Source organism: uncultured Sulfitobacter sp. (genome assembly GCF_947499945.1).
In the GTDB taxonomy this organism is placed as follows: Bacteria; Pseudomonadota; Alphaproteobacteria; order Rhodobacterales; family Rhodobacteraceae; genus Sulfitobacter.
Window position 1 is genome coordinate 12266 of sequence record NZ_CANMQD010000005.1, and the last position, 26911, is coordinate 39176.

The 26911-nt window shown below is 51.5% G+C and carries 1 protein-coding gene; it reads left to right on the plus strand.

Features of this window, described 5'->3' with window-relative positions:
* Positions 1-152 precede the first annotated feature (152 nt).
* Positions 153-26906, plus strand: coding sequence for a tandem-95 repeat protein (locus Q0775_RS17195; protein ID WP_298864089.1), 26754 nt, complete (start codon positions 153-155; stop codon positions 26904-26906).
* Positions 26907-26911: the final 5 nt, after the last annotated feature.

A 26911-nucleotide genomic window follows, 5' to 3' on the forward strand; every position in this document is an offset into this window, starting at 1 on the left:
TATTTGATCGAATTGGTGGCACTGACTCAGGTTTTGGGGTTTGGCGGGCTGGGGTAATTAGCAATGCAAATCCTGGAAATCTAAGTGGGGTTCAAGGACAGGCGCACCACGTCATTCCGCAATCGGTTTTCAGCGGTTCCGTAGTGACAGCTATGAACCTTGCCTACCGTTCACGTGCGGCGGGCGGCAACGGTGAGGACTTCGACGTAAACGATCTGCGAAATATGATCTTCCTACCCAACAATGGGGAATTTGCGGCGGCTTCTAGACTGGCAGTTCACAACGGTGCGGGTGGCGGTCTTCACCCTGTCTATACTCAGCGTTTAGATTCAACGACTTCAAACTTGGCAAGTAAGTTCCAGACAGCGCACAATAACATCCGAAACGGAGACGAGAAAAAGAGCAACGAGCGCAGTATTTCGAAGGCGTTCGAGAGATACGTTAAAGAAATACAGGACAACACGAAGTTCTTTCTTAGAAAGCCACTTCCTAGTCCACTTGAGTTTTTTCTGTCTTATTCCGATCCTGCTTTGCATGAAAAGATTGGGTATAGTCAAACTGAAGGTGTAGCGATTGACGAAAGTGCGAAGGCTGCGATGCTTGCATATGTCGTGGGTACAATGCCCCTCGGTGTGCAACTGCACGGCATAATCAACTTCAAAGTCAACTATGATGATGAAAATGAAAAGGACCGTCGTGGCGATGAGGGCGAAGCGAAAAGTATCCGCTTATCCAGCTTCTTCAGAGGTAAAATAAAGGACTCTCTCGAAGAATTTGTCAAAGCGTATCAGGGCAAAAAGGGGCCAATATTCCTTGGAACCGTAGCGCTGCAATTGATCTCGATTTACCAGATCGTTCGAGATGTAGTTCCGGATGAAGGACAGCTGGAAGAGATACTCGGCGCGACCAACGAACAAGTCTGGGAAATGATCACAGACGCTATTGAGGATCTGGAAGTTCCAGGTTTGCCCGACCTTAGCGATATCCGTTCGCTCGCGGAGCAAATGCTGAGCGACCCGTTGTTGATTGCGGATATTCTGGGGCGTCTCTTGATTCCTGGTTGGGGTTGGGTCGGAACGATCTACGAGATCATCGACAACTTTATGTTCATCAAACAAACGCTGGAATTGGCGGCGTATGTTTTTGATGATCCTGACTCTATCTTTGGTGCGGCTATTGGTGCGCTGAACGATCTGCTGGATAATCTGATTGAGAAGGCCGAGCGTTGGCTCGGGTTGGAACTGGACGTCGAAGAAGAGACGGTCACGGATTCCAATGAAGTGGAGGAGACGCAGAGCGATATCTCTGAAGTGGAAGAGGGTCTTGATCCGATTGATGAAAAGGTGCGCGAAGAGGAAGAAGAAGTAGGCCCCGACGCAGAAGATATCTTGCCCGACGAATCCGAGTATATGGGAGCAATCTTTGTACCGAGTGAAATGGACACTGGCGTGGGCATCAACGCTTCCGTTCATTCGTATCTTGATGTTGTCGGCACGGAACGTCGCAAGCTCTACAAAGAAGACCCAGGTGATATTACACCTGATTTGCGTGGCAATTTCGCTGTGTTTGGGACGGATCATGATGATACCCTGATGGGTGGACTGAACGATGACGCTATTGTCGGCAAGCTGGGCGATGACGCTATTTTTGCCAGCATGGGTAATGACTATCTGATTGGTGGCGGCCAATCCGAAGAAGGTGTTGGCGACTCTTTGACTTATCTGCTGGACAGCATCTCCTATATCGACGGGCAGGGTGAAGAGCGGCAGGACACTCTGACAGAACTGTCATTGGAGCTGGGCGGATCAGAGGGCCTGATTAAGGCGTTAAAGATTTTTGCTAATAATGCGGCTGGTGTCGACTTGATGTCAGGGATCGAGTCTATTCAGCTGAGTAGTGGCACCAACAAGATTACATTCAAAGCGGATGATACCGAATTTCTATCTGTTCTGCGTTTAATTGACGGTACGCAAGTTGATGAGAAGAAGCACACGCAAGACGGTGTGCCTGAAGTTTTGGTTGCGTCTAACGGGGGCAATTGGGCAGAAGCTGTACCTGCTTATCGTGATACCGAATTAGAATTCAAAGAATTCAAACCGTCGGATGACGATGGTGATCATGAGGATGAAGAAGAAGTCAAAATCAAGATCGAAGGGTCTGGCGGGATCACGGGGATTTCGATTTTTGACGGAGACGGCTTCGTCACAAATGCGGAATTCAAGGACGCTGTAACGCGTGATGATTTCGAAGACCTCGAGCAGGAAGATATCCAATCAAAAGCCCAGAAATGGGCCGATACGCAAGCACTTCCAGAGGGTGCTGATTCCGCAACTGCTGATCCAAAAAGCGACGATGCCTTTATTCAGGTTTCCAACCTTTATGCGTCCATCGAAGGCGGTGACGATGACGAGACGTTCTGGTCGGTTGATGACAACAAGCGCAAGATTGAAGGCAAAGACGGCGACGATGTCATCATGCTGGGCGAAGAACGTTCGTACGACGACGTTCAAAAGGATGGCAAGAGCGAAGCCTTGGGTGGCGATGGCGATGACCTGATTATTGTCAAAGGCGCGGGCGTTGAGGGCCGCGGCGGTGACGGCGACGACGTGTTGGTGGGTCTTGCTTACGGAGAGGACAAGAGCAAGGAGCTGTTGATCGACGGGGGCGATGGCGACGATGTTGTTCACGGGCTCGGCGGTGACGCGATCACGACCATTGGCGGTAAAGGCCGCGACTGGATTTATAACACCTCGGGCGGCGGTAACATCTATGGTGATAACTATCTGGGTAACGGCGGCGGTAAAGGTCTTGCGGGGAGTGAAAACTCGGACAAGATTTGGTTCAGCCCCGGTGTCACGATGTGGGATCCTGCGGACAACGATGTGCTCCAATACATGGGTAAACCGCTTGTTGGCGGTGCGCAGAACCTGCCATTTGGTGCATGGACGATTGTTGTCGACTCAATCGTTGCGGTGTCATCTCTGGCAACGTTCCGATCGCCGATTTATCACGACTATTTCATGCCCCACATTAAGTACCAGCAGGTAGGCGCGGATTTCTATGTCATTGACCGGTTGAAAGAAGCCTCGGGCAAGGCATCTGGTGCCAGTGAGTCGTGGGGCGGTGACGCACCATCGTCTTCTGCTTCGATGCGGTTCAAGAATTTTGAACAGGAAAAGACCTTGTGGAGTGCAGGATTCCGCAAAAACGGTCAGGAAGACCTAGACGCCGCCTGGAACGTTTTTCAGGCTGTCTTTGCGGGTCAGGGTTTCAACCCTGAGGCGGCGGGCGACATGGGCATGTTGTTCAAAAACTCCAATCCTGGATTGGACATCTTTTCGTGGATTCCTGGCTTCCCAGGGGGTTTGCTTCGCTATTTGCCGATCTTCGAACACATTCAGACGTTGGCGGGCGCTACCTCTTTGCGCGGCAAAGCCCTGAAATGGGACGAAGGCGTTGACCCGTTGATCTTTGATCTGGACGGTGATGGAATCGAAACCGAAGCCATTGGCGAAGTTGAGGTCTACTTTGACCTTGATGGAGATTTATTCGCCGAGCGCACTGGCTGGCTGGGTGAGGATGATGGTTTCCTTGTTCTGGACGAAGATAAGGATGGTATTATTTATGATATCTCCGAGATGTTCGGTGGTGTTGGTGCGTCTGGCTTTGCTGAATTGGCTGAGCATGATGACAACTTTGACGGCGTTATCACCATCGATGATGAAGTCTTTACAGAGCTACAGATTTGGCGTGACCGGAACCAAGACGGTGTAACCGATGAAGGTGAGCTGCTGGGACTGGACGAGTGGGGCATTGCTTCAATTGATGTAAACGGCACATCTATGGGCGATTTTGTTATGCCTTCAGGCACCCAATTGCTACGTGAAGGGACGTTCACATTTGAGGATGGCAGAACCAATCTGGTTTACGATGCCGTCTTTGACCTGAACCAGACAATCACAACGTTCCGCGGCGAAATAGGCCTGCTGGAAGCACCTGTTATCGAGAGCCGTGGGTACGGCAACTTGGTTAACCTTGAAATCGCCATGGCGAATGATCGGGAATTGGCCGAGGTCGCTGATGCGGCGGCTCAAGGTATGACAACACCCGACATGCGTACTTTGCGTGGTCAAGCGGGCGAGACGCTTGGCCTTTGGTCATTCGCGCAAAGTGGGACGCGGGAATTGACACCAGTTCAGTTAAGTGATGCTGGCGGTGAAAGTGTACTGGTTGATCGTGCGATCTGGGTTGAAGACGCGCAAGGCGGCTATTGGACATTGCACAGCGGCGCAGTCGTTACCGATACAGATGGTGTCAGCATAGATCGGCCCACCATGGCGGATGTTTTAGGGCAGGGCGATGGATGGCAAGTAACGCAAGCCTTCTCACCCGGCAGTCGGGCGGTACCACTGACCGCGCGGGATGAAATACCGTATCTTGTTCAAGTTACTGATGGAGTCGCCACAGTTCTTGATTGGGGTGTGAAGCAGGAAAACGGTGCGTGGGCTCTTGCTTCTGGTGCACCTGTCCTTGACGAAAACGATGCGCTGGTTGTGGCATCTACAATCCAAGACATTCTGGCGATGGACGCAGGTGCAGGCCAAGAATGGCGCGAAGAAGTCTTTAACCACAATCCGCTGGCAGATTTACCTGTTGAGGAAATTGGTGTGCGCACGATCGACGGCCACGTTGTTGACTATACGGTCGAGGTCACAGACGGGTTTGGCACATTCTATGTCTGGGCGCGGAATGTTGATCGTGCGCTTGAGCTACAGGCGAAGTATGGCACAGCGCGTGAATTTAACCTGCGAAATTTTGAAGTTGATTTTGACACACTCGACGAGGTTAACTCGACTGACGATAGCGAGGTGCGCGTCGAGCTTTTGACGCCTGCGCAGTTCAACTTTGCGCTGAACTTCTCTGGCTTCTCTTTCCAGCCACAAATGCTGAGCGCGACAATTGAACCTGCAACAGGCGTCTTATCCTATACGGTTAGTCCCGAAGAAGACACAGGCGTTGCGGGTCCAGGTGGCTATGTATCTGGCATTAAAGGCGTTATTGATTTGCTGGGTGAAGTGTTGCCGCAGTATATCTCGGCGGCGAATGCATTTGCTGTCCGTATGGCATTCCAAGGCGGATTGTCGCAGTTCGCAGATGGTTTGGAATATGATCCAGAAACCGACCTCTATCGTCCGACCTCGGACCGTGAATTAGCACCAGTATTTGACGCAATCTTTGACGCTATGCCTGCAACCTACAATGAAGCGGTAGAGTATCTTCAGGGGTGGTCCGAAGTCCTTGCTCAGGTTACGCCAGATTACCGGCCCTCACCCGCAGGGAATGACAGCGGGCTGTCGATCCGCGTGGACAAAGCGTTCCTTTTGCAAAACCTGATCCCTGCTTGGGAAGCGGCGAATTCTCCGCTCGACCTTCTTGCGGCCGTTTATGCAATGCAGTTGGACGAAGACCGTTTCATCATGCACGGCGCGGAAGATACAACGGCCACCGGTACAAACGGTACCGACTATTTTTATCTCGGTGCCGGGGATCAATCGTACCTTGGTGCAAGCGGTGAAGACGTCTATTTCAGCGGTAATACAGCGGGCCACGACCAAATCATCGACTACGATGGTGGAGGCCGAGATGATTTACGTCTGACGGGTACTTTGCCCGAAGATGTGAGTTTTACCCGCGATGGGCAAAACCTTGTCATCACTTATGATGTACCAGAGGGCGATCCGATCAAAACGATAACGGTTGTGGATCACTTCCTCGGGGACATGAACCCGATTATCAAAAATGGCCGTCGTGACAGTGGTGTGGAGCAGGTGGTCTTTGGCAATGGAGCAGTCTTTGACCGCTTCCAAATCGCAATGGAAGTCAGCGTTGAGCGCGATACCAATGATGTCATCATCGGCTCCGGCTCTGGCGATGTTCTGCGCGGCGGCAAAGGAAGCGACGTCGTGCGCGGCGCTGCGGGGGGCGACTATTACTTCTACAATCTTGGCGATGGTCAGGATGTCTTTGGTGAAGAAACCGACTTCTGGAATACGGCTTCTCAGGCAGGGATCGGCCCCCTTGAAGGCGGGCTTGATTTTGTATTTTTCGGGGAAGGCATTACGACAAATCGGCTGCGCTATATTCGTGAAGGTGACAGCGACACAATCGAAATCCGTTTTCTGGATGCTGAGGGTGAGGAAACAGGCGACAGCCTGACGCTTGAAAAACAGTTCTTTGGCATCCGCAATCCACTGCCAGGTGCCTTGGGCGAATTTGATCCGAGTCTCGAATTCGAGTTCGTCGCGCCGTTCATGATCGAGCAATTCGTCTTTGACAGCGGTGCGACGCTGGACATTGAGCAATTGATGGCGAATGTGTTGGCTGATGCGCGGACAAGTGGTGACGATGCGATCTTCGGCTTTATCAACGATAACCGTTTGGACGGTGGTGCGGGCGATGATGTCCTGCGCGGACTTGAGGGTAGCGATACCTATGTCTTCGGGCGGGGCTACGGCGAAGACTTAATCAACGATCTCGATGAGTCATTCCGTCTTGAGCTGTTCGGCCCAAGCGTGACAGATAAATTGGTATTCCGCGATGATCTGCGCTGGACAGACTTTGACTTTATCCGTGACGGCGCCACTGACACCTTGCGCATGATGATTTCAGGGACCGACGATGGCATCGTCATGACAGAGTTCCTGCGGACCTTGCCGTTGTTTGGCAATGACGTGAACCGCATTGAAGAGTTCTATTTCGCAGATGGTACCGTTTGGGGCTGGGATAAATTCGTCCAGCATTACGTAGATATTGCGCGGACAGAAGGCGACGACACTATATATGGTTTCAATGTTGCAGACAGCATTGACGGGGGCGCAGGGAACGACCGCCTTGAAGGGCAGGGCGGTAGTGACATTTACTACTTCCGTGCCAATGAGGGCACGGACACCATCTCTGATTGGGGCGGGTATGACCGCGTTGTTCTCGAAAATATCTCTTCGGACGAGATTACGTTCTCACGGACGTCTGAAGATCTGGTCATCACGATAGATGCGGCAGGAGAGCAGTTGGTTCTTGAAGGCCAATACGTGCGCGCTGAGCAGCAGAGATGGGCCGTCGAGAGTCTGATTTTCACCGACAGAACTGTCGACTTTACCGATGTGAACGCCGAAGATATCGACTTGGTTGGCAGCTCTGCGAGCGAGACGTTAACGGGGTCGAATTTCAACGAACGCATTGATGGGCGTGACGGTAATGACCTGCTCATCGGACGTGATGGTGGCGATATTTACGTCTTTGACGTGGGATACGGTCAGGACATCATCGAAGATCAACGGGAGAAATCCCGATGGAAGGATCTTCGTTATGTCAATGATCCAGTCTTTGACACGGTCGAGTTCGGTGGTGATATAAACCGCGACAATATTAGCTTTGCGCGTTTGCAAGATGACTTGGTCATCACCATTGATGGACGTCCCGATTCTCTGACGATCCGCAACCAGTTTCAAAAGGGCGGTTGGGGTGTCGAGCTGTTCAAATTCTATGATGGCTCCACCATGACCATCCGTGAAGCGGTTCAGGATATTGATATCGAAGGGGGTAACTTTGGCGACAACGTATTGGTTGGCATCTCTGGTCAAGAAAACATTCTGGATGGGCGTCAGGGCGACGACATCCTACGGGGGGCGAACCTTGCTGACAGCTATGCGTTTGGCGTAGAATACGATCAGGATCGTATTGAAGAAGTCACCGACAATGGAACGCTAGACCGCGTTGTATTCGGAGCGACTGTTGACCCTGATGCGTTAATTTTGCGCCGTGACGGCGACGATCTGATCATTGATCTGGGAAATGGTGCGGATGTTCTGACCATTGTTGACGGCTTGGGTTCGCACACCGTCGAGCGTTTCGAGTTCGCCGGCGGCGTTGCTTGGACGCTGGAAGAGTTGCGCGATCGCATGCTTATCGGCACAGACAATAATGATGTGATTATCGGATTTGCCAGCCGGGATGACGTTCTTGAGGGTAAGGCTGGCTCAGATGCTCTTGAAGGGCGGACCGGCAATGATGAGTACCGCTGGGGGTATACGGACGGGCACGATAGTGTTGCTGAAACTGGCGGGATTGATAAAGTTGTTTTTGGCGCTGGTATTGAGCGTAAAGACGTCGACTTTGCCACACTGAATGGTGATCTGATTGTTACCCTGACGGGTACTGGCGAAACTCTTGTGATTTTACAGGGCGCGTCAGAGGCGCAAAACGTCTGGGTTGAGCATTTCGAATTCGAGGATGGTTCGACTTATACACGCGATGATGTCCTTCGGCTTGTGCTACAAAAAGAAACAAACGCAGACATGGATATCATCGATGCGCGCGATGACATCAGTGGATTGGGCATTGTTCCGGGTCCGGGATTTGATGCCGTGCAACTGGATGAGAATACGTCGCTAACGTTTTATCAAGGTGACGGTGTTGACCGTGTAACGCCAAACTGGCGCAGCACATTTGCTGAGATCAACTTTGCTGATTATACCTCTTCCGAAGTGGAAATCCGTGTCACCAGCATAAATGGTTCGGACTTGGCGATCAGCTTCCCTGAAACGGGTGATCAGGTCATTCTGGTTGGCGGACGAACACGGACCACACTGCCAACCATCAACTTCTCTGATGGGGTCTCTTGGGGCCGCGAGGAACTGTTTGCCGCGCTTGTCGAGCGCGCCCAAACGGACGGCGATGATGTCATCTATGGTAGTGCTTTGGCCGATATTATTGAAGGCGGCAAAGGCGATGACGATATTCAAGGGGCTGGCGGGAATGATACCTATTTGTTCAGCCGCGGTGATGGGAAAGATGTTATTGCCGACACAGGTGGTGGCAATACGCTGAAGGTTTCCGGCTACCTTTCCTCTGAAGTGTATATCCGTTTGCCGATCACGGATGCTGCGACATCAAATTGGGATGCATCGGGGCGTAGTGAGCTGATCCTGACGTTCGAAGGCACCGATGACGAAATCGTTCTTCGATATGACAATGACCGTAGTGGTGTTGATTGGGTCGAGTTCAGCGATGGCACAGTCCTGAGCCGTGATGAGATGCGAGGACTGGCAGGGAATGTCGGTACTGAAGCTGCAGATGAGCTTATCGGGACAAGTGACGACGATGCGATTGAGGGCGGGCTTGGCAACGATACGATGCTGGGTGGCGATGGTTATGACACCTATATTATTCGACGTGGTGATGGCCGTGATGTAATTGACGAAGGCGGCTCTTCCAGTTCTAGCCGTTATGATTACAACACGCTCTACTTGCCAGATCATTCCTCTGCCGAAGTCAAAGTGGTTCAGCCCTCTCTCGCTTCCAGTCTTGATGTGTATCTTGATCTTGGTGGCGGCCAGTTGGTCATGCTTGAGGCGGCTCTGTCGTCATTCTCTCCTCGGGTTCGTTCCATTCGCTTTGGCGATGGCACAAACTGGAGCGAGGAGGAAATAGCACGGCGAGTAAATACGGGTTACACGCAAATGCCTCCTGCCGAGGTCATTGGGTCCAGTGATCGCGACACAATTGAATCAACTTCAGCGTCTGAATTCTTGGACGGTGGTGCAAATAGCGACTTGTACATATTTGAGCGTGGTGATGGTCAAGATCGGATCGCCGATTACGTCTCTTCTTATGAGACAAGCACGCTGCGTCTGGCGGGTTATCAGGTGAGCGAAGCTAAATTCTCAATTTCCGAGAATGAAGATAGCGACCTCATTCTGGATTTTGAGGGTACGGATGACCGTCTCATAATCGATGGTTCATATCGTACTGTGTTGGACACGGGCCGGCAGACAATCAAGACATTCACGTTTGACGATTTGTCGCTAAGCATTGATGAAGTTGTAGAACAATTGATCGCGGATCAAAGCACTACTGGTGATGACAGTATCAAAGCAACCACCATGGTTGAAGAAATCACGCCAGGTCTAGGCGACGATACAATCACAGGCGATCTGGACGGCGACATCATTAACTTTACACGCGGTGACGGCCGCGACGTGATTGATGCTGATGCATATGATGGCGCTGCTACATTGCGCTTGTTTGGCTATATTGCCGAAGATGTGATTGTCACACGGAGCGGATATTATGAGGACAGCTATGTGTTGTCCTTCGTAGGGACCGAAGACAGCATCACCATTCGCGGTGTTGATCGTGAGTATGCCAATCCCCTTGTGGGCATTGAGTTTAACAATGGCCTAACGTGGAGCAATAGCGATCTGGAGGCCCGTGCCGTAGATGGGGTTACTTCGCTTGATCTCGCCGCCGCACAAGTTGATGTGGATGAGAGCTCAAACATCGCTACCGATGGCAATGATACGATAAACGGTGAAGGTACGAATGATGTGTTTGAGGGGGGGGTGGGTGATGACCTGTATCTGCCCGATGCGCCAACTGGACCTGATGATGTGAACACCATCGTCTTTGCACGCGGTGACGGCCACGACCATATGTCTTTTGGGGGTGGTGGGTCAGTCCGTCTGGAACTGACCGATATTGATCCGTCAGATGTCCGGATTATGCTCCATCCTGTAACACCGTTTTTCGGCACAATTGTGGTCGAAGTGATTGGAACAGATGATCGTATTTGGATCGAAGATGGCGAAGCGGGCCTGACCTCGATTTTGTTTGGTGACGGGACTGAATGGCTGCAAGCGGATGTTGCACAGAACATTGAGGGTTATCCGTCTCCTGCGGGTGCCGCCAACGAGATTGAAATCGATCCATCGGCAACCATAGTTGATTTACCGACGGGCGACGACAACGTCGTTTACCCTTACGGTCAGGCGTCAGGGACACAGACGCTGGATATCGTCTATGAAAAGGGAGATGGTCACGACATAGTCAATATTTTCGATTTTGGTCCGGACAGTCACAATGGGCCACTTCGCGTTGTCATGTCCGATGTCAGCCATACCGAAATTCAACCATGGCTTAGAAATGAACTCAGCGCATTTGACGAGGGTCAACAGGCGTTGGTTATCGAGTGGGGCACGCAAAGCGATAGCGTTACGATCGTTGGTGCCGTAGGCGGATTTGATCAAACAGATGTTAACGAGGTCGAATTCGCAGACGGAACAGTCTTTACTGTTGCTGCACTTATATCGATGGCCGAACAGGCTGAGATCACCGAACAGCGAAGCCTTACGGAATTCTTTGACTTCACGCGCGACGTTCATACCGGACGTTTTGTTGTGGAAGCGGAAGAAGGGTTAACGGATCCTGACGGTGGCATTGGTGGACCAATCGGGGAGTTCAATGGTTCCGACGATGGATTTGAAGGATCTGCAGGCGGGTTTGATGACCCGTTTGGCGACCCATTCGGGAACGGCGTTTCTGGCAATATCGAAGTTACGTTGACAGGTGTGGACATAGCGGACCTGACTGTTTCGGAACGCGGCGGACGGTATATCTTAAACGTTGCTGCCCGGCAGTCAGACGGATCAGATGCGGCAGTCATTTGGTTGGGCACCGCGCAGAATTTGACCAATACAACGGTTGATTTGGTTGATAGCGGCACGCTACTGGGCGGAGCAGATTTGGCCGCAATGTTGCCGCCGCCACTTGCAACTTCTGGCGATGATGTTCTGGCGGTTGGGTCAGCAGCAAATCTGCCCGTGATGGTTGCCGGCCTTGAAGGCGATGACATCATCATATCGGAAAGCTCGGACACCGAATTTGTATACCGCCGTGGGGATGGAAATGATTTCGTCTACGCCGCTACTGATTTCCAATACGGGCCAAGTTCACGACTTACATTGACTGGGATCGAGGCTGAAGATGTCAGCCTTGTTGTACTGGGTGACGCATTGCTTGTCAGGATCGCGCAAAGCGCGCCTGATGCGGACGATGAAGGCACGATCCGTTTTGACAGCGCCATTGAAATTAATGCTCCGATAGGGTTCCAAAGTAAGCTTACAGAGATCAGCTTTGACGATGGCTCTTTCTGGAGCCAGTCCGACATTGTTGCGCAATTCGGAGGAACTGACCCTCAGGCAAGCTATCTGGGTACAGCAGATAATGACCTGGTATATAAACCTGAAGATGATGGCGTATATGAGTTGGCGGGTGGTGATGATATTATCATCACAGATCGAACCCAAGATGTTTACGTATACAACAACGGTGACGGCCACGATGTGATCGAGGATGAAGGTCGTGGGGAAACCGATACGCTGCGCCTTACGGATCTTGATCTGGATCAGTTGCGGTTCGTTTTTGAGGGCGACGATCTCGTTATCTTGATCGACGAGAATACAACTACGGGTGCGATTACAGGTAGTATTCGGATCATAGATGCTCAGCGAAACGCGGACTATACGGACAACCGTATTGAGATCTTCGCCTTTTCTGACGGTAGCACAATGGAAGCAGCAGCAATCATGCAGCTTGCTTTGGATATGGCTGCAACGGATGGCGCTGACTGGATCAAGGGGACCGACCTTGAAGAAGTGTTCGATGGTGGGTTAGGTGATGACACCCTGGAAGGCATGGGCGCAGATGACCGATATATCTGGCGTCATGGTGACGGCAATGACATCATTCTTGATACCCGTGCATCTTCGGCTGATGGCGGCGGGGACGGTGGCGGACCTATTGATGTTGGTAACGTTGAACTGGCAGGCGAAGAAGGGCCTGATGGACCGCTCGGCGGGGACGATGATTTCCCGATTGGGAACGTCGCCCAAGGTAACGTTCTCGAACTGGAAAATATCACAGAATCGCAGGTCAGTTTTGAGCTGACCGTTGAGGGTTTGGTGGTTCACGTCAGCGAAAGCGACGTTGGGATTGGCAATGGCGGTCGATTGGTTGTCGGCGGTATGATTACGGGCCGCGACTTTGGCTATTATGGATCCACTGCTGGCATCGACGCAGTCGTTATGGGCGATGGTACAACCATCACGACTGAGGAAATTTTCTCGCGTATTTTGGCAGAGCAGGCAACAGACGGGGACGACTCCCTTGTTGGAAGTGGCGCTAACGATATGCTTGAAGGTGGGCGTGGTGAAGACCTGCTTGCTGGTGAAAGCGGAAGTGATACTTACATCTGGCGACGTGGAGACGGCAATGACATCATATCTGATGGTAGCGGCTCTTATCTGGACATAGATGTTCTGCGCCTTGTTGGCGTTAACGCAACGGATGCGCGTCTTGAAATCGGTTTCGAGAACCATCTTGATTTGGTGATTGACGATAGCGCTGTTGGTACTGGCGATGGCGCAACACTATTGTTGATGTCTTCGCTCTATGCCAACACATCTAGCGGTATCGAAGAAATAATTTTCGCGGACGGGACAACGTGGCTGCGTGAAGACTTTGAACAAATGGCAGCCGCCACGCGCGCGAGTGCGACCCCTGGCGATGACCGCCTGGTAGGGACTTCGGTCTCGGATACGATGGAAGGTCTTGAGGGCGAGGACCGCCTGTTGGGCGGCGACGGATCGGATCACTACATCTATACGCGCGGCGACGGTGCAGACGTTATTATTGACGCGGATGATGACGAGGCCAACACGATCGAAATTCGGGGCTATGACGCTGATGAGGTTACTTTTGATCGTCGTGGCGTAGAAGGTACCGATCTTATCATCCGGCTGTCACGGGCAGGGGACGAAATCGTCGTAGTTGATGCGCTAAAAGACGGCGTGATGGCGCTGTCGACAATAACGCTGACACAAGGTGATATAGTCTTTGATTTGGCGCAGATCACTGCCGTATTGGCCGAAGGCCAGACAACGGATCGGGATGACATTATTATCGGGTCACCTAACGCAGATACGCTCAGCGGTGGTTTGGGGTCTGATCTTATTTCCGGGGGAGATGGGAGCGATACGTACCTATTTTCCAAAGGGGACGGCGACGATCGAATCTCAGATCAGGGAACTGACTTTGGTGATGTATTACGTCTTAATAATCTGACACCTGCTGATCTGGCGTTTGCATTGCGTGCGGGCGCTGACAGTACCGATCTTGCGCTTGTTTTTACGGAAGGTCGCGACCGCCTCATTCTTGAGGACGCGTTGTTGTCGCCGCCGACGAACTACACTGGTGCAAAAGGTGTGGATCAGATCGTTTGGGGTGACGGCACAATCTGGGATCGAGCAGAAATGCGTGCGCAGTCTTTGGACTACGCTCAGACTGTGGGCTCAGAGGCCGTCTTGGGTTTTGTTGGTGATGATGTCTTCTCAGGCAGTTCTGGTAACGACAAGCTGACAGGTCTTGATGGGTCAGATACCTACATCGTCTCACGCGGTGACGGGCACGATACAATTGTTGAAACATCGTCCAGCTTTACCTTTGTAGATCGCGTTGAGTTCCCTGATTTTGTGACAAGCGAAGTCGCTGTAACTCGCCTGTTCAAAGGGTCGGAGACGGTTATTCTGTCTTTCGCATCTGATCCTGATACGAGCTTGACCATCGTGAATGCTCTGACCGATGACGGCGCGGGTGTAGAGGAGTTTGTCTTCTCGGATAATGTGACGTGGGGCATTTCCCAGCTGTTACAACTGCTTGAGAACAACGCACCGATTGCAACGCCAGATGGCTATTACACTGCAACCGAGGGTGCCCCGCTGACGTTAAGTGCAGCAGAGCTTTTGCGAAATGATTTTGACGCTGACAACGATGATCTGTCGATTATTGCGGTGGATGGTGGTGCCAATGGCTTTGCGGAATTGGATGCTCAAGGCAATGTTGTTTTTACCGCTGATGCAGATTTCGTGGGCGCAACCCAGCTGACCTATACTCTGTCAGACGGACGGAACGGGCAAGCGGAGGGTACCGTTGATTTGAGGGTTCGCCCTGAGGCTGATGCAGTTGATGACAGCGGCTTTATGGTTAACGAAGACGGCATCCTAACGATTGCGGGTGAACGCCTGTTGTCTAACGATGCGCAGGGTGATCGCATGATTATCTCGCAGGTCAAAGAGGCAACTAACGGCACTGTGACCCTGAATAGTTCAGGGCAGGTCACGTTCACACCCGATGAAAATTATTATGGACCAGCAGGATTTACCTATCTGGCGAACACGCCAGAAGGTGGTGCGGCAGAAGCACGTGTAACGCTTACAGTGACACCAGAGAATGACGCACCTTTTGCGGTTCGGGATTATGGCTTCCGCACGTTGGAAGATCAGGCGTTCCTTATTGCCACGGGACGTTTGCTTGACAATGATTCCGACATTGACGGAGACCGCTTGCGGATTGTCGACGTGCAAAGCAGCACTGACCTTGCTGTCACTCTGACCGATGACGGCTATGTGCAGGTCACGCCAACGCTGTATTTCTTTGGGACAGGTACGTTCACTTATACGGTCGAAGATCCGTCTGGTGCACGTCACTCAAACACGGTTTCGGTATATGTTGAGCCTGTAAACAATGATCCACTGTTAGAGGCGGATACGGCGACTGTCGCAGAAGATCAGATAATGATTCTGAATACCGTCGATTTGTTGGCCAATGATTTTGATCCGGATGGCGATGCGCTTACAATTACGGGTGTATCCAGAATTACGGGTGTGAATGCGATCCTGCTGGAAAATGGTACAATTGAAGTGACGCCATGGGCAAACTTTAACGGCCAAGCGGCGATCAGGTATTTTGCTAGTGACGGGCAAGGTGGTTCTGGCAGCGCAGATGTGACAATTGATGTTTCGGCAGTAAACGACCGGCCCATTGCTCGGGATGATAGTCATAAAGACTATGCAACGCTGAGCGGTACAGAGGATACTTATCTCGAGATTCCAATCGCGTTGTTATTGCAAAACGATGTCGATGTGGAAGGACTTGCGCTCACGTTCGAGTCTGTATCAGATTCAGATCACGGGACCGTAGAAATTATTGACGATATTATCCGCTTTACACCGGATGAAAATTTCTGGGGTGAGACGCATTTCAACTATTTGGTAACCGATCCTGAAGGCGCACCAGATGATGCGCGTGTCACACTCTTCTTTAATAATGTAGCTGATGCGCCACCTGTAGCAGGGGACGACGCGTTCCAGATCTATGAAGATACACAGCTTATTATTGACCCTGCTTGGCTGTTGACGAACGACACAGACATTGACGATGATCCGCTGTCGATCACCGGCTTCCGGCTACCACGCGCTTTTCACCAGGACGGTCTGAAAGAACTGGAAGGCACGTTAGAGTTCAATGACGATGGCTTCATTGTATATACTCCGGGATTGAATCAAACTGACGAATCCGGCTTTTTCTACACTGTAACGGATGGCGTTTCGGGCACCGACCAAGGCTTTGTCGATATCCAAATTATTCCAGTAAACGACCAGCCGTCTGCGATTGATGATACGGCGACGACCCCGCTTGATGTGCCGATGATTATTCGTATCTCGGACCTGTTGCTCAACGATTATGATGTTGATGAGGAAGAGGTCAGCTTTGTCGGGATCGACGGAACGGACGTTGGCAGCATCGAAATGAGCGGTTTGTTTGCTGTGCTGCGCGTACCGCAAGGTTTCACAGGGCCCGTCACAATTGACTATCGCATCACGGATGCTGAGGGCTTTGAAGATGTTGCACAAATCGTAGTGACCGTTGCAGGCGGCTATGCCCGTATTCTGAATGGCACCACCCTTGATGATCTGATTATCGGTAGCCCATTGGGTGAGACCGTAACAGGTGGTGAAGGCAACGATACGATCGAGACCGAGGATGGTGATGACTTTATCTACGGTGATCCTGGTGTGGATGTTATCAACGGGGGCACTGGCTTTGACACGATAAGTTATGAAAATTCCAACGGTCGCGTCAGCGTTGATCTGCGCACCCGGTTGATGAAGGGTGGCGATGCGGAAGGTGACATTATCGATAATGTCGAAGCTGTCATCGGGACTATCCGTAATGATGAAATCTACGGCACTGATAATGACAATATGTTGGACGGCCTTGCTGGTCGTGACACAATTGAAGGTCGTGCCGGCGTTGATACGATCTTTGGCCATGAAGGTGATGATGTACTGATTGGTGGTGCTGATGCGGACATCATTGACGGCGGTGAAGGGTCGGACCTTGCAGACTATAATCTGTCTACCGGTGCTGTGCAGGTTTCTCTGAGTGCCGGCCTTGCATCGGGTGGCGATGCTCAGGGTGACATTTTAATAAACATCGAACACCTCAAAGGGTCTGAGTTCGGCGACGTGCTGACAGGCGATGCTGGCGCAAATATCCTGAGCGGCATGGGTGGCGACGATACAATTGATGGTGGTGATGGGGATGATATTCTTATCGGCGGTCGTGGCGCGGACGTAATCCGCGGTGGTGCAGGGATTGATATAGCGGCATACACTCTTTCTCAAACAGGTGTGTTGGTTGATCTGGCCGATGGCGCAGCTGGCGGTGGCGATGCTGCAGGCGATATTTTTGATGGAATCGAGATTGTCCAAGGATCGTTCCATGCAGATACAATTCGTGGGGATGAAGGCGACAACATCTTGCGCGGGAGTGGTGGTGCGGACAGCATTGATGGTCGTGATGGCCACGATATTGCGGATTATTCCAACGCAAACTCTGCAATTACTGTTGATCTGGCTACAGGCACAGGTAGCACAGGTGATGCTGCAGGTGATATCCTTGAAAACGTAGAAGAAATTCGCGGCTCTTTTTGGGATGATACTATTCTGGGCAGTGACGCAGACGAGGTAATGGATGGTTACTGGGGCGATGACAGTCTGACGGGCGGTGCAGGTTCTGACGGTTACAGGTTTGGCTATGATAGTGGCAACGACATCGTCATTGAAACGGGCACAGGCCTAGAGACGGACCGCATCTTGTTGCAAGACGGGATTTTCCCGAAAGATTTGTCCGTCGTCCGCGAAGGCGACGACATGTTGCTAGAGCTGGAACGCGACGAAGGTTTCCTGATCGATACTATGCGGGTCGTGAACCACTTTATAGATGAAGTTCAGGGCATCGAAGAAGTCGTCTTTGCTGACGGCACAATTTGGGACCGTGCAATGCTGGACAGCTTGCAACGTCTGGGCCGCTTTAACGCAGCAGATGATGTCTATCGCTTTGCAGTCGAAGATGAAGTAGCGCTGATAAATCCGGCAAGCTTGATCGAAAACGACACCTCAGCGGAAGCGACAGGGATCGAATTGATTGCTGTTGGCAATGCGCAGTTGGGAACAGTTTTGATCAACGAAGATGGTATGATCGAGTTCTTGGGCGATCAGGATCACAACGGTGATGCGTTCTTTGAATACACTGTACGCGATCAGTTTGGACGGGAGTCTTCGGCGCGGGTTGAGGTTAATATCTCACCTGTAAACGATGCACCAGTTGGCGCGGATGATGGTCCGTTCCAAGGGGTAGAGGACACGCTGTGGCGGATCAGCATTGCTGATCTTCTTGCGAATGATTTTGACGTTGATGGTGACGATCTTACGATTGATGAGGTGCTGACGCTCTACGACCTTGAGGGGAACAGGATCGATCCACTTTTGGCCGGCCTCCAGAATCTTCCGTATATTAATTCAGGGACAAACGCGCGAATTTGGCTAAACAATGGCGCGATTGGGTTTGGAAACCTCGACCCAAACGACAGCTTTGTTGAACTGCAGTTCAAAAAAGATCATGTTGGGCCTGCAGGCTTCACTTATATTTTGTCAGATGAGGAGGGCCTCACCTCTACAGGTCAAGTGATCGTCAATATCTCGCCCGTCAATGATGCTCCCCGAAGTGGCGATGATGAGTATACCATCCGTCTTGGCCTGACAGAGGTTCTTACTGTCTCCGAGCTGATAGCGAATGATTATGACATTGAAGATGATGCATTCACCTTTGTAGGATTGGGTGACGCCGTTAACGGGTCAATAGTATTTGACAGTGATACGGGTGTTATACAGTTCACGCCTAATGCTTTGGGTTTGGCAACATTTACCTACGATTTGGTGGATGAACGTGGCGCTGTGGGCACCATCACGGTTGAACTGGATGTTATTCCGATCAACGATGCACCTGTCGCACGTGATGATAATGGGTTCACCACAATCGAAAACGAAGTACTGTTGATTGATCCAGTTGATTTGCTGGCAAACGACACGGACAATACTGATCCGCTGGATGATGTGATTATTCTATCTGCGTTGGACCGCTTTGCCGAAAATGGTCGGGTTGAGCTAAACGACGACGGTATGATCGTCTTCACCCCGCGGACCGATTACAACGGCGATGCGGGTTTCCTCTACGAGATCACGGATGGAAATGGCGGGTACGATACTGCTTATGTATCGGTACACATTACCCCGTCGAACAAAGCGCCAGAAGTGCGCGACGATCTGGCGTTTGGATACGAAGATGAGGTGATCACCGTCATTCCAGGTGAAATATTCGGGAATGATCTGGATGCAGAAGGGGATGTCATCTTCCTCGAGACTGTTAGCTTCCTTGGTATTGTCACAAACGATCTGACAAACCGTGCTCCGTTCGAGGCTTCATATACGCTTGATGCGGCAATGTTAGATGGCGCGACAATCACCGCCACCCTCTCTGATGGCAGCGCCTTACCTGATGGCTTGGTCTTTGACGCGGCGGTTTTGTCAATTTCGGGTACGCGTACGGACGGCATCACGGATGCATTTGATGTCACGCTACGTATTGAGAGTGGGCCAGATAGTTTCGAATACACTACATCTGTTTCACAGGGGGCCGATCTGTCGACCGGATTGTCGCTGACACCACCGATGGCTGTGTTTGACATCGCCGATGGCGCGTTCTCCATGAACTCGGGCTTTGGCCGTCGATTGCCGCAATGGCTGGAGTTTGATGCAGAGACGCTTGAGTTGACGCAAGTCGCGGCGGCACCTGTCGAAGATACAGACCCAATTCGTCTTGAATTACGCTTCACGCCCATGGATGAGACCTTGCAAAACGGCGAAGTCGAGTTTGGCCGTGACGGGTTCTCGGTCGAAGTGTGGATTGATCCGCAGGCACCTGACCTTGCAGCAGTTAATGCACTGTTCGGCAACGATCCACTGTTTGCGGCACAGGGGCTTTATGCGCTACCGTTTGACAATGCGACACTGTCTTCCGAGACAGAGAGCGGTGCAGATCTGCCAGAATGGCTAAGTTTTGATGCGCAAACTCTGGCCTTTGAAGGCACGCCGCCAGAGGTATTTGTTGGCACGCCGGCTGTGCGGATCGATGCAACAGGCGGTGCTTTGGACTTTGCATTGCTTACTGAATTGGCTGTGGATGACACGATCAACCTTACCAGCCTTAATGGCACAACGATCAACAATGGCGGTGACCGCTTTACGCTGATTACACCTGACGATTTCTATGGCCACATCGCTGTGCGCTATACGGCTCGTGATGACAAAGATGCGGTATCCGAGGATAGCGGTATTATCGTCATTGATGTGCGCAACACGCCAGAGGGTCCAAAAGCCGTCGATGACATGTTCGAAATGTTCGAAGGCGGGCAACTGATCATCAACATCGCTGACATTATAGGCAATGATACGGACGAAGAAGGTAACCCATTGCGGCTTATCGGATTAGACCATGGCGGATCGATCGAAGTCACACGTGGATCTATCAGTCTGATCGACGGGATCGATGCGAGCTTTGACATGGCTGCGGCCTCGCCGTTGGTACAAGCAGGATATTCACCTACGCCAAGTGACACGCAATCGGGTGTTGAATGGGCTTACTTCCCACCAGGTGGGGATGCACAATCAGGGCTGACTCTTGAGACTATTCAGGAGTTCCTCACCCATGACGCAAACCTGTTCTGCGGGTGCAGCACATGTCAGGATCATATTGAAGAGCTGCGTTCAGCCATTGAGAAGGCGGAGCTGCAAGGTGTCGGAAGCTTCGAAACTATTGCTGAACTAGCAGAGTTTATCGGCGATGATTACTGGGGCTCAAACGGCCAATACTATAATGTAACGGATTCAGGAGCGAACGCGAAGGACGGCGTTATTCGTTATAATCTGAGTGGGTACGAGGCCGATGTCGACGGTATTTCAGATGGACGCAAAACGCTCACGCGCGAGGTTTTCAAGCTCTACGAAGCCACGATGGGCCTTGAGTTCCTTGAGGTTGCTGACAGCACAAACGCAGATATTAACTTCTCGGATAATGATGCAGGTCGTGCCTACGCACGGGCATCTGTTGGATTGGGCGGCACGATCAGCACGTCCGAGATTAACGTTGCGGCCGAGTGGTCTGGAGGAACGTCGGACTATAATGATTATACGGTCGTCACACTGTTCCACGAAATTGGCCACGTTTTAGGACTTGGGCACCAAGGTTATTACAATGGTGATGCGACGTTTGGCATCAGCCAGTTGTTCCAGAATGACAGCCGCCAAGGCTCGATGATGTCTTACTTCAGCCAATCGAGTAACTTCAACGTCACGGCTGACTTTGCGATGCTGCAAACACCGATGTCGGTGGATTGGTTAGCGCTTGATACACTTTACGCTTCGCAAGGATTTGGAACCTCGAATGCCTTTACCGAAGATACAACATGGGGCTTTGGAACTACCATCACCTCTGAGGTGAGTGACATCTGGGCGACGTGGAGTGACTGGGCCGACGAGACTGCGTCAACGTTGGTTGATGGTGGTGGCCACGATACGCTGGACATGTCGGGCTATGATGACAACTCCCGTATTGACCTTCGACCTTCTGACAGCGGTGCAATTGCGCCAAGTTTTTCGAACATTGGTGGATTGTTTGGCAACCTGACGATTTCGACGGGGAGCATTATCGAAGACGCCATTGGCGGCGCAGGGCACGAGACCTTCTATGGCAATGCGGCAGACAATACGCTGACAGGCAATGCAGGTCAGGATACATTTTATGATAGTGTGGGCGCTGATAGCTATATCGGTGGTTTGGATACGGATATGGTGATCTTTGGTGGGTCACTGGCGTCTTATACTTATGCACTGTTTGAGGGCGGATTACAGGTTGTCGGGGATGCCGTTGATTGGGTTTCCGATACTGTTGATTTTCTATCCTTTGTGGATCGCACATTAAGCTGGCAAGCGCTGGTTGCTGAAGTGCTTCCTGATGAGCAGCCAGCGCCTACCATAGAGGTCCGTACAGTCGCACCTGCAACACAAGCTGTCTTTGCTGATGCCTTGCCGACCCTGACGGACGGCGTGTATACGGCGATGTTATCTGACGGCACCCAGCTCCCATATTGGATGCGGATCGACCGCGACACGGGCGCGTTGATCGGTGAGGTGCCGTTTAACGTCAAAACGCAACTTTCCATTGATGTAACCGTAAGCGATTCAGTGCAAAGCCATACTCAAACCCTATCCGTTCAGGCGGATGGTAATGACGGCGCCACTTTGATCTATACGCCAGAGCCAGAACAAAATGGTTCTTATAACTATTCCTATTTTGTGACGGACGATGCTCATGGTATTGATATTGGCACAATCTCTGTTGATATCACGCCCGTCAATGACGCACCCGAGGCAGAAAACGATCAATTCAGCGTAGATGAAGATAGCGTTTTGTCGCTGAGCCCGGAGGCCCTGCTGGCCAACGATACAGACATTGACGGTGATGCGCTGACGCTTGTTTCTGTCGGCGGCGCGGAGAATGGCATTGTTGAGCTTGTTGACGGCGAAATTCGCTTTACACCAACACCAAATTACAGCGGACCTGCCGCCTTTACCTATGTTGTAACCGATAGCACCGACGGCACGGATATCGGTCGCGTTGTGGTAAATGTTATCTCTACCAACATAGCTCCAGATGCTGCTGCCGATCGTTTCACTGGCGATGAAGATGTACCGATCACCTTTACAATCGCAGACCTTATGGCGAACGATAGCGATGCAGACGGCGATGCAATAAGCTTCTTGCGCTTTGTTGGGGGTGTCGAGAATGGCCGTCTGTTCACTTTGCCGAATGGTGAGTACCAGTTCGTTCCTGACGAGAACTTCTCGGGTGAGGGAACATTAGAGTATCAAATCACAGACGGACGCCTGAGAAGCACTGGAACAGTTACGTTCGAAATAGCCCCTGTAAACGATGGTCCGATTCTCAATAGCGATGCAATCATCGAAGGGTCTGAAGACGAAGTCATCACGATCGATATGGCAACCATCATTGGCAATGACGTCGATGTTGAAGGCGATAGCTTTGAGGTTATTTCGGTGTCTGACCCTGAGAACGGAACGATCACTTTTGATGATGGTATTGCGACGTTCACACCACGCGAAAACTACTTTGGTAATGCTGGTTTTGAATATGTGGTCGAGGATGCGCGCGGTGCGCAATCAACAGGCGTCGTGACGATCCGCCTGTTGCCGGAGAACGATTTGCCCTTTGCTGTTGCGGATACGCTTTCTGACATGCTGGAAGATACCGTGATCGAGATTAACCCAGCTGACCTTCTCTTGAATGACATTGATGGGGATGGTGACGCGCTAAGCGTTCTGGGTATATGGGAACTGAAAACCTTTACGTTTGGAGGTTTGGATTTCCTATCCCGTAGCAGTGCATTGGAGCGATTAGAAAACGGAAACTTCGTGTTTGCTCCGGATGCCGATGCCTTTGGCACGCAGCAATTCGAGTATGAAATCACTGACGGTAAGGGTGTCCCTGTTACAGGCACCATTTCATTGAACGTGATTGGCACGCCGGATGACCCACGGCCACAGTACGATCGTTATGAAGGTGTCGAAGACGAAGTAATCACTCTGTTGATCTCGGATTTGATGTCTAACGATTATGACCCGGATCAAAGCGGGATTATCTTCAGTACCACAACGAACTTGGACGGTGTGAGTATCGTCAATGATGGTTTGGGTCGTTTGATCATTACACCTGATGCGAACCGCAATGGCACTGTTGGCTTTGACTATGGCGTGACCAACGGCATTGGTGCGACTGGTAGTGCCCGTGTTGATATCTTCTTGGAAGAGGTTAACGATGCGCCTGTTATTGCAGAAATTGCGTTGTCTGGCGAAGAGGACGAAACCTTTAGCGCGACCATTGATCCCGCGGCATTTAGCGATGCTGAAGGAGATGAAGTCACAGTGAACGTTCGCGGTCTGGATGGGCAGGACATGCCAGAATGGCTTTATTTCAATCCAATCACTTGGACCTTCACCGGTCAGCCGCCTGCCAACTTCAACGGCAATGTAGTGCTTGAGATCGTCGCGGGTGACGGTACCAATGAAACAGTCAGTACAATTACGCTGAATTTTGCGGCTGTGAATGATGCGCCGCAAATTGCAGAACAGATCGTGTTGTTGCCTTCTGACGAAGACGAGATGTTCTCTGTGACGCTTGATACCTCACTGTTCAGCGATACCGATGGTGATGAGCTTACGATTGATGTTCGCAGCGATGATGGCGGCCCGCTACCCGAGTGGCTCAACTTCTTTTCGGATACGGCAAGCCTATCTGGCCAACCACCGACGGATTTCAACGGAGACCTTGATGTTCTGGTTGTTGTCAGTGACGGCATTACCGAAACCACACAAGCGACCACGGTCAGTATTCAACCCGTGAACGATGCGCCCCAGATTCTAGAGCTTATATTGAAGCAAGGTATTGAGGATTCTGCGTATACCATGACGCTTGATCTGGCTGATTTCACTGACGTGGACGGCGATACGCTGGTAGTTTCGGTATCAGGCATAGCCGGTGATCCATTGCCTGTTTGGCTAAGCTTTGACGCTGACACCCTGACACTGGCAGGCCAACCACCTGAGCATTTCAACGGAGAGGTTCCTTTGGAAGTCACTGTTGGTGACGGCAGCGTTCTAACATCGAGGGTTATCTCGGTCACCGTGCAAGCGGTCAATGATGCGCCAACCGCGCAGGACGATGTCTTGGATGCTGGTGAAGCGACAACCTTCACCGTCAATAGTGCTGATTTGCTGGCCAACGATACAGACATTGACGGTGACGCACTGACGATTACGAATATCAGCAGTTTAGCAGAGCTTCAGGCCGCGATTGATGACGATGGTAACATTGTAATCACACGTGATCGCACATTAGAGGGGCGCGTCGCGCTCACTTATGCGGTCAGCGATGGCACACTGCAGAGCACCGCAATTCTTAATATTGATCTGGTGCGCGCGAATACAGCACCAACGATTGCATCACTGGGCGATTTGACCGCAACTGAGGACACGGCAGTGAACCTGTACATTCCAGCAGGGGCGGTAACAGACGATGACGGCGATGCGCTTTCCGTGACTGTAACGCGGGTTGGCGGCATTACATTGCCTGAATGGTTGAGTTTTAGTCCCGAAAACCTCCAGTTGACTGGGCAACCGCCATTGAACTTTACCGGCCGGATTGAACTGGAGTTGACGGCAACTGACGGTGAGCTTTCAACAACCCGCGGGTTCGATCTGGTTGTCGATGCGGTCAACGATTCACCAACACTTCAGGCACCGTTGTCTGATCGTTTGGCAACGGAAGACACCGCATTCTCGATCACCCTTCAACAGGGTATCTATAACGATGTTGATGGCGACGATCTGACTTTCGCTCTGACGCAAAACGATGGCAGTGCTGTCCCGGCGTGGATCAGCTTTGACGCACAAACTCTGACCTTGACTGGCACACCGCCAGCAGACTTCTTTGGTGATTTGCCATTGAGGTTGGCAATCACAGATGGGATCGAAACCATCAGCGATGATTTCCGTTTGATCGTACAGGGCACACCAGATGCGCCTATCGTTGCCAATCAAATAAGCGACATTACGCAAGATGATGCAGGTGCTGTTTTGCAGGCGGGTTCGCCATTTATTGTTACATTGCCAGAGGACACCTTTAGCGACGCGGATGGCGATGCGTTGCTCTTTACCGCGACATTGTCCGATGGAAACGCACTGCCGACATGGCTAAGTTTTGATGGCGAGCGCTTGTCCGGAACTGCTCCGCTTACAGCAGCGGGTTCCTACGAAATTGCATTGAGTGGAACTGATGGTCAGGAGACTGTGACTGAAATATTCGGGTTTGAAATCGCTGTTGGGACCAACACTGCGCCGACGGCAAATGAGGATACTTTTACCACTTCGGTTGTTTCACCTTTGGTCATCAACAAGGCAGCCTTGCTACTTAATGATATCGACCCTGAGGGTGATGAACTGGATGTCATCGCCGTTTCAGGTGCAACACATGGTACTGTTACCCTTGAAGATGACGTGGTGCGTTATGTGGCCGACTTTGACCACGAAGGGCTGGATCAGTTCACATACACAGTGAGCGATGGGCAAAATACTTCTCAAGCGACAGTATCAGTTACGGTAAGTAGCACTTACGATTCAGTGACCGAAGGGGATGACGGTACGGATGTGCTTGTTGGCGGCGGTTCTGATGATTTGTTGTCAGGCGGCGATGGGAATGACGTGCTGGCTGCTGGTCTTGGCTCTGACGCGCTGTTTGGCGGAACGGGCAACGACGTCTTGTTTGGGGGCCGCGGCAGCGATCTTGTTTCTGGCGGCAGCGGTAATGACATCGTCTTTGGCGGTAGAGGTGCAGATACGATCACAGGCGGCGCTGGCGACGACGTTATCTATGCCGGTAGAGGCAATGATGATATCGCTGGCGGTAAAGGCAACGATATTTTGTTTGGAGGGCGGGACACAGATACCTTCCGCTTTGGCAGTGGCGATGGCCAAGACCGTATCTATGGGTTTGAGCCTACACGCAGCGGGCGCCGTGGCGAAATTCAGGGCGACCGGATTTCAATTAACGTCGACGGTGTGGAAAGCTATGAGAGTTTGATGGCTGTAGCGCAGCAGACAAGCGGTGGTGTGCTGTTTGACCTTGGCGGCGGCGACGAAATTTTCCTCGTAGGAACCAGACTTGCTTCGCTGGACCAAGATCAGTTTACCTTCTATTGAACCTT

What these genes read in the sequence shown, in the direction of transcription:
- Q0775_RS17195 (WP_298864089.1), top strand. Translation starts at nt 153, where the DNA reads ATGAACCTTGCCTACCGTTCACGTGCGGCGGGCGGCAACGGTGAGGAC.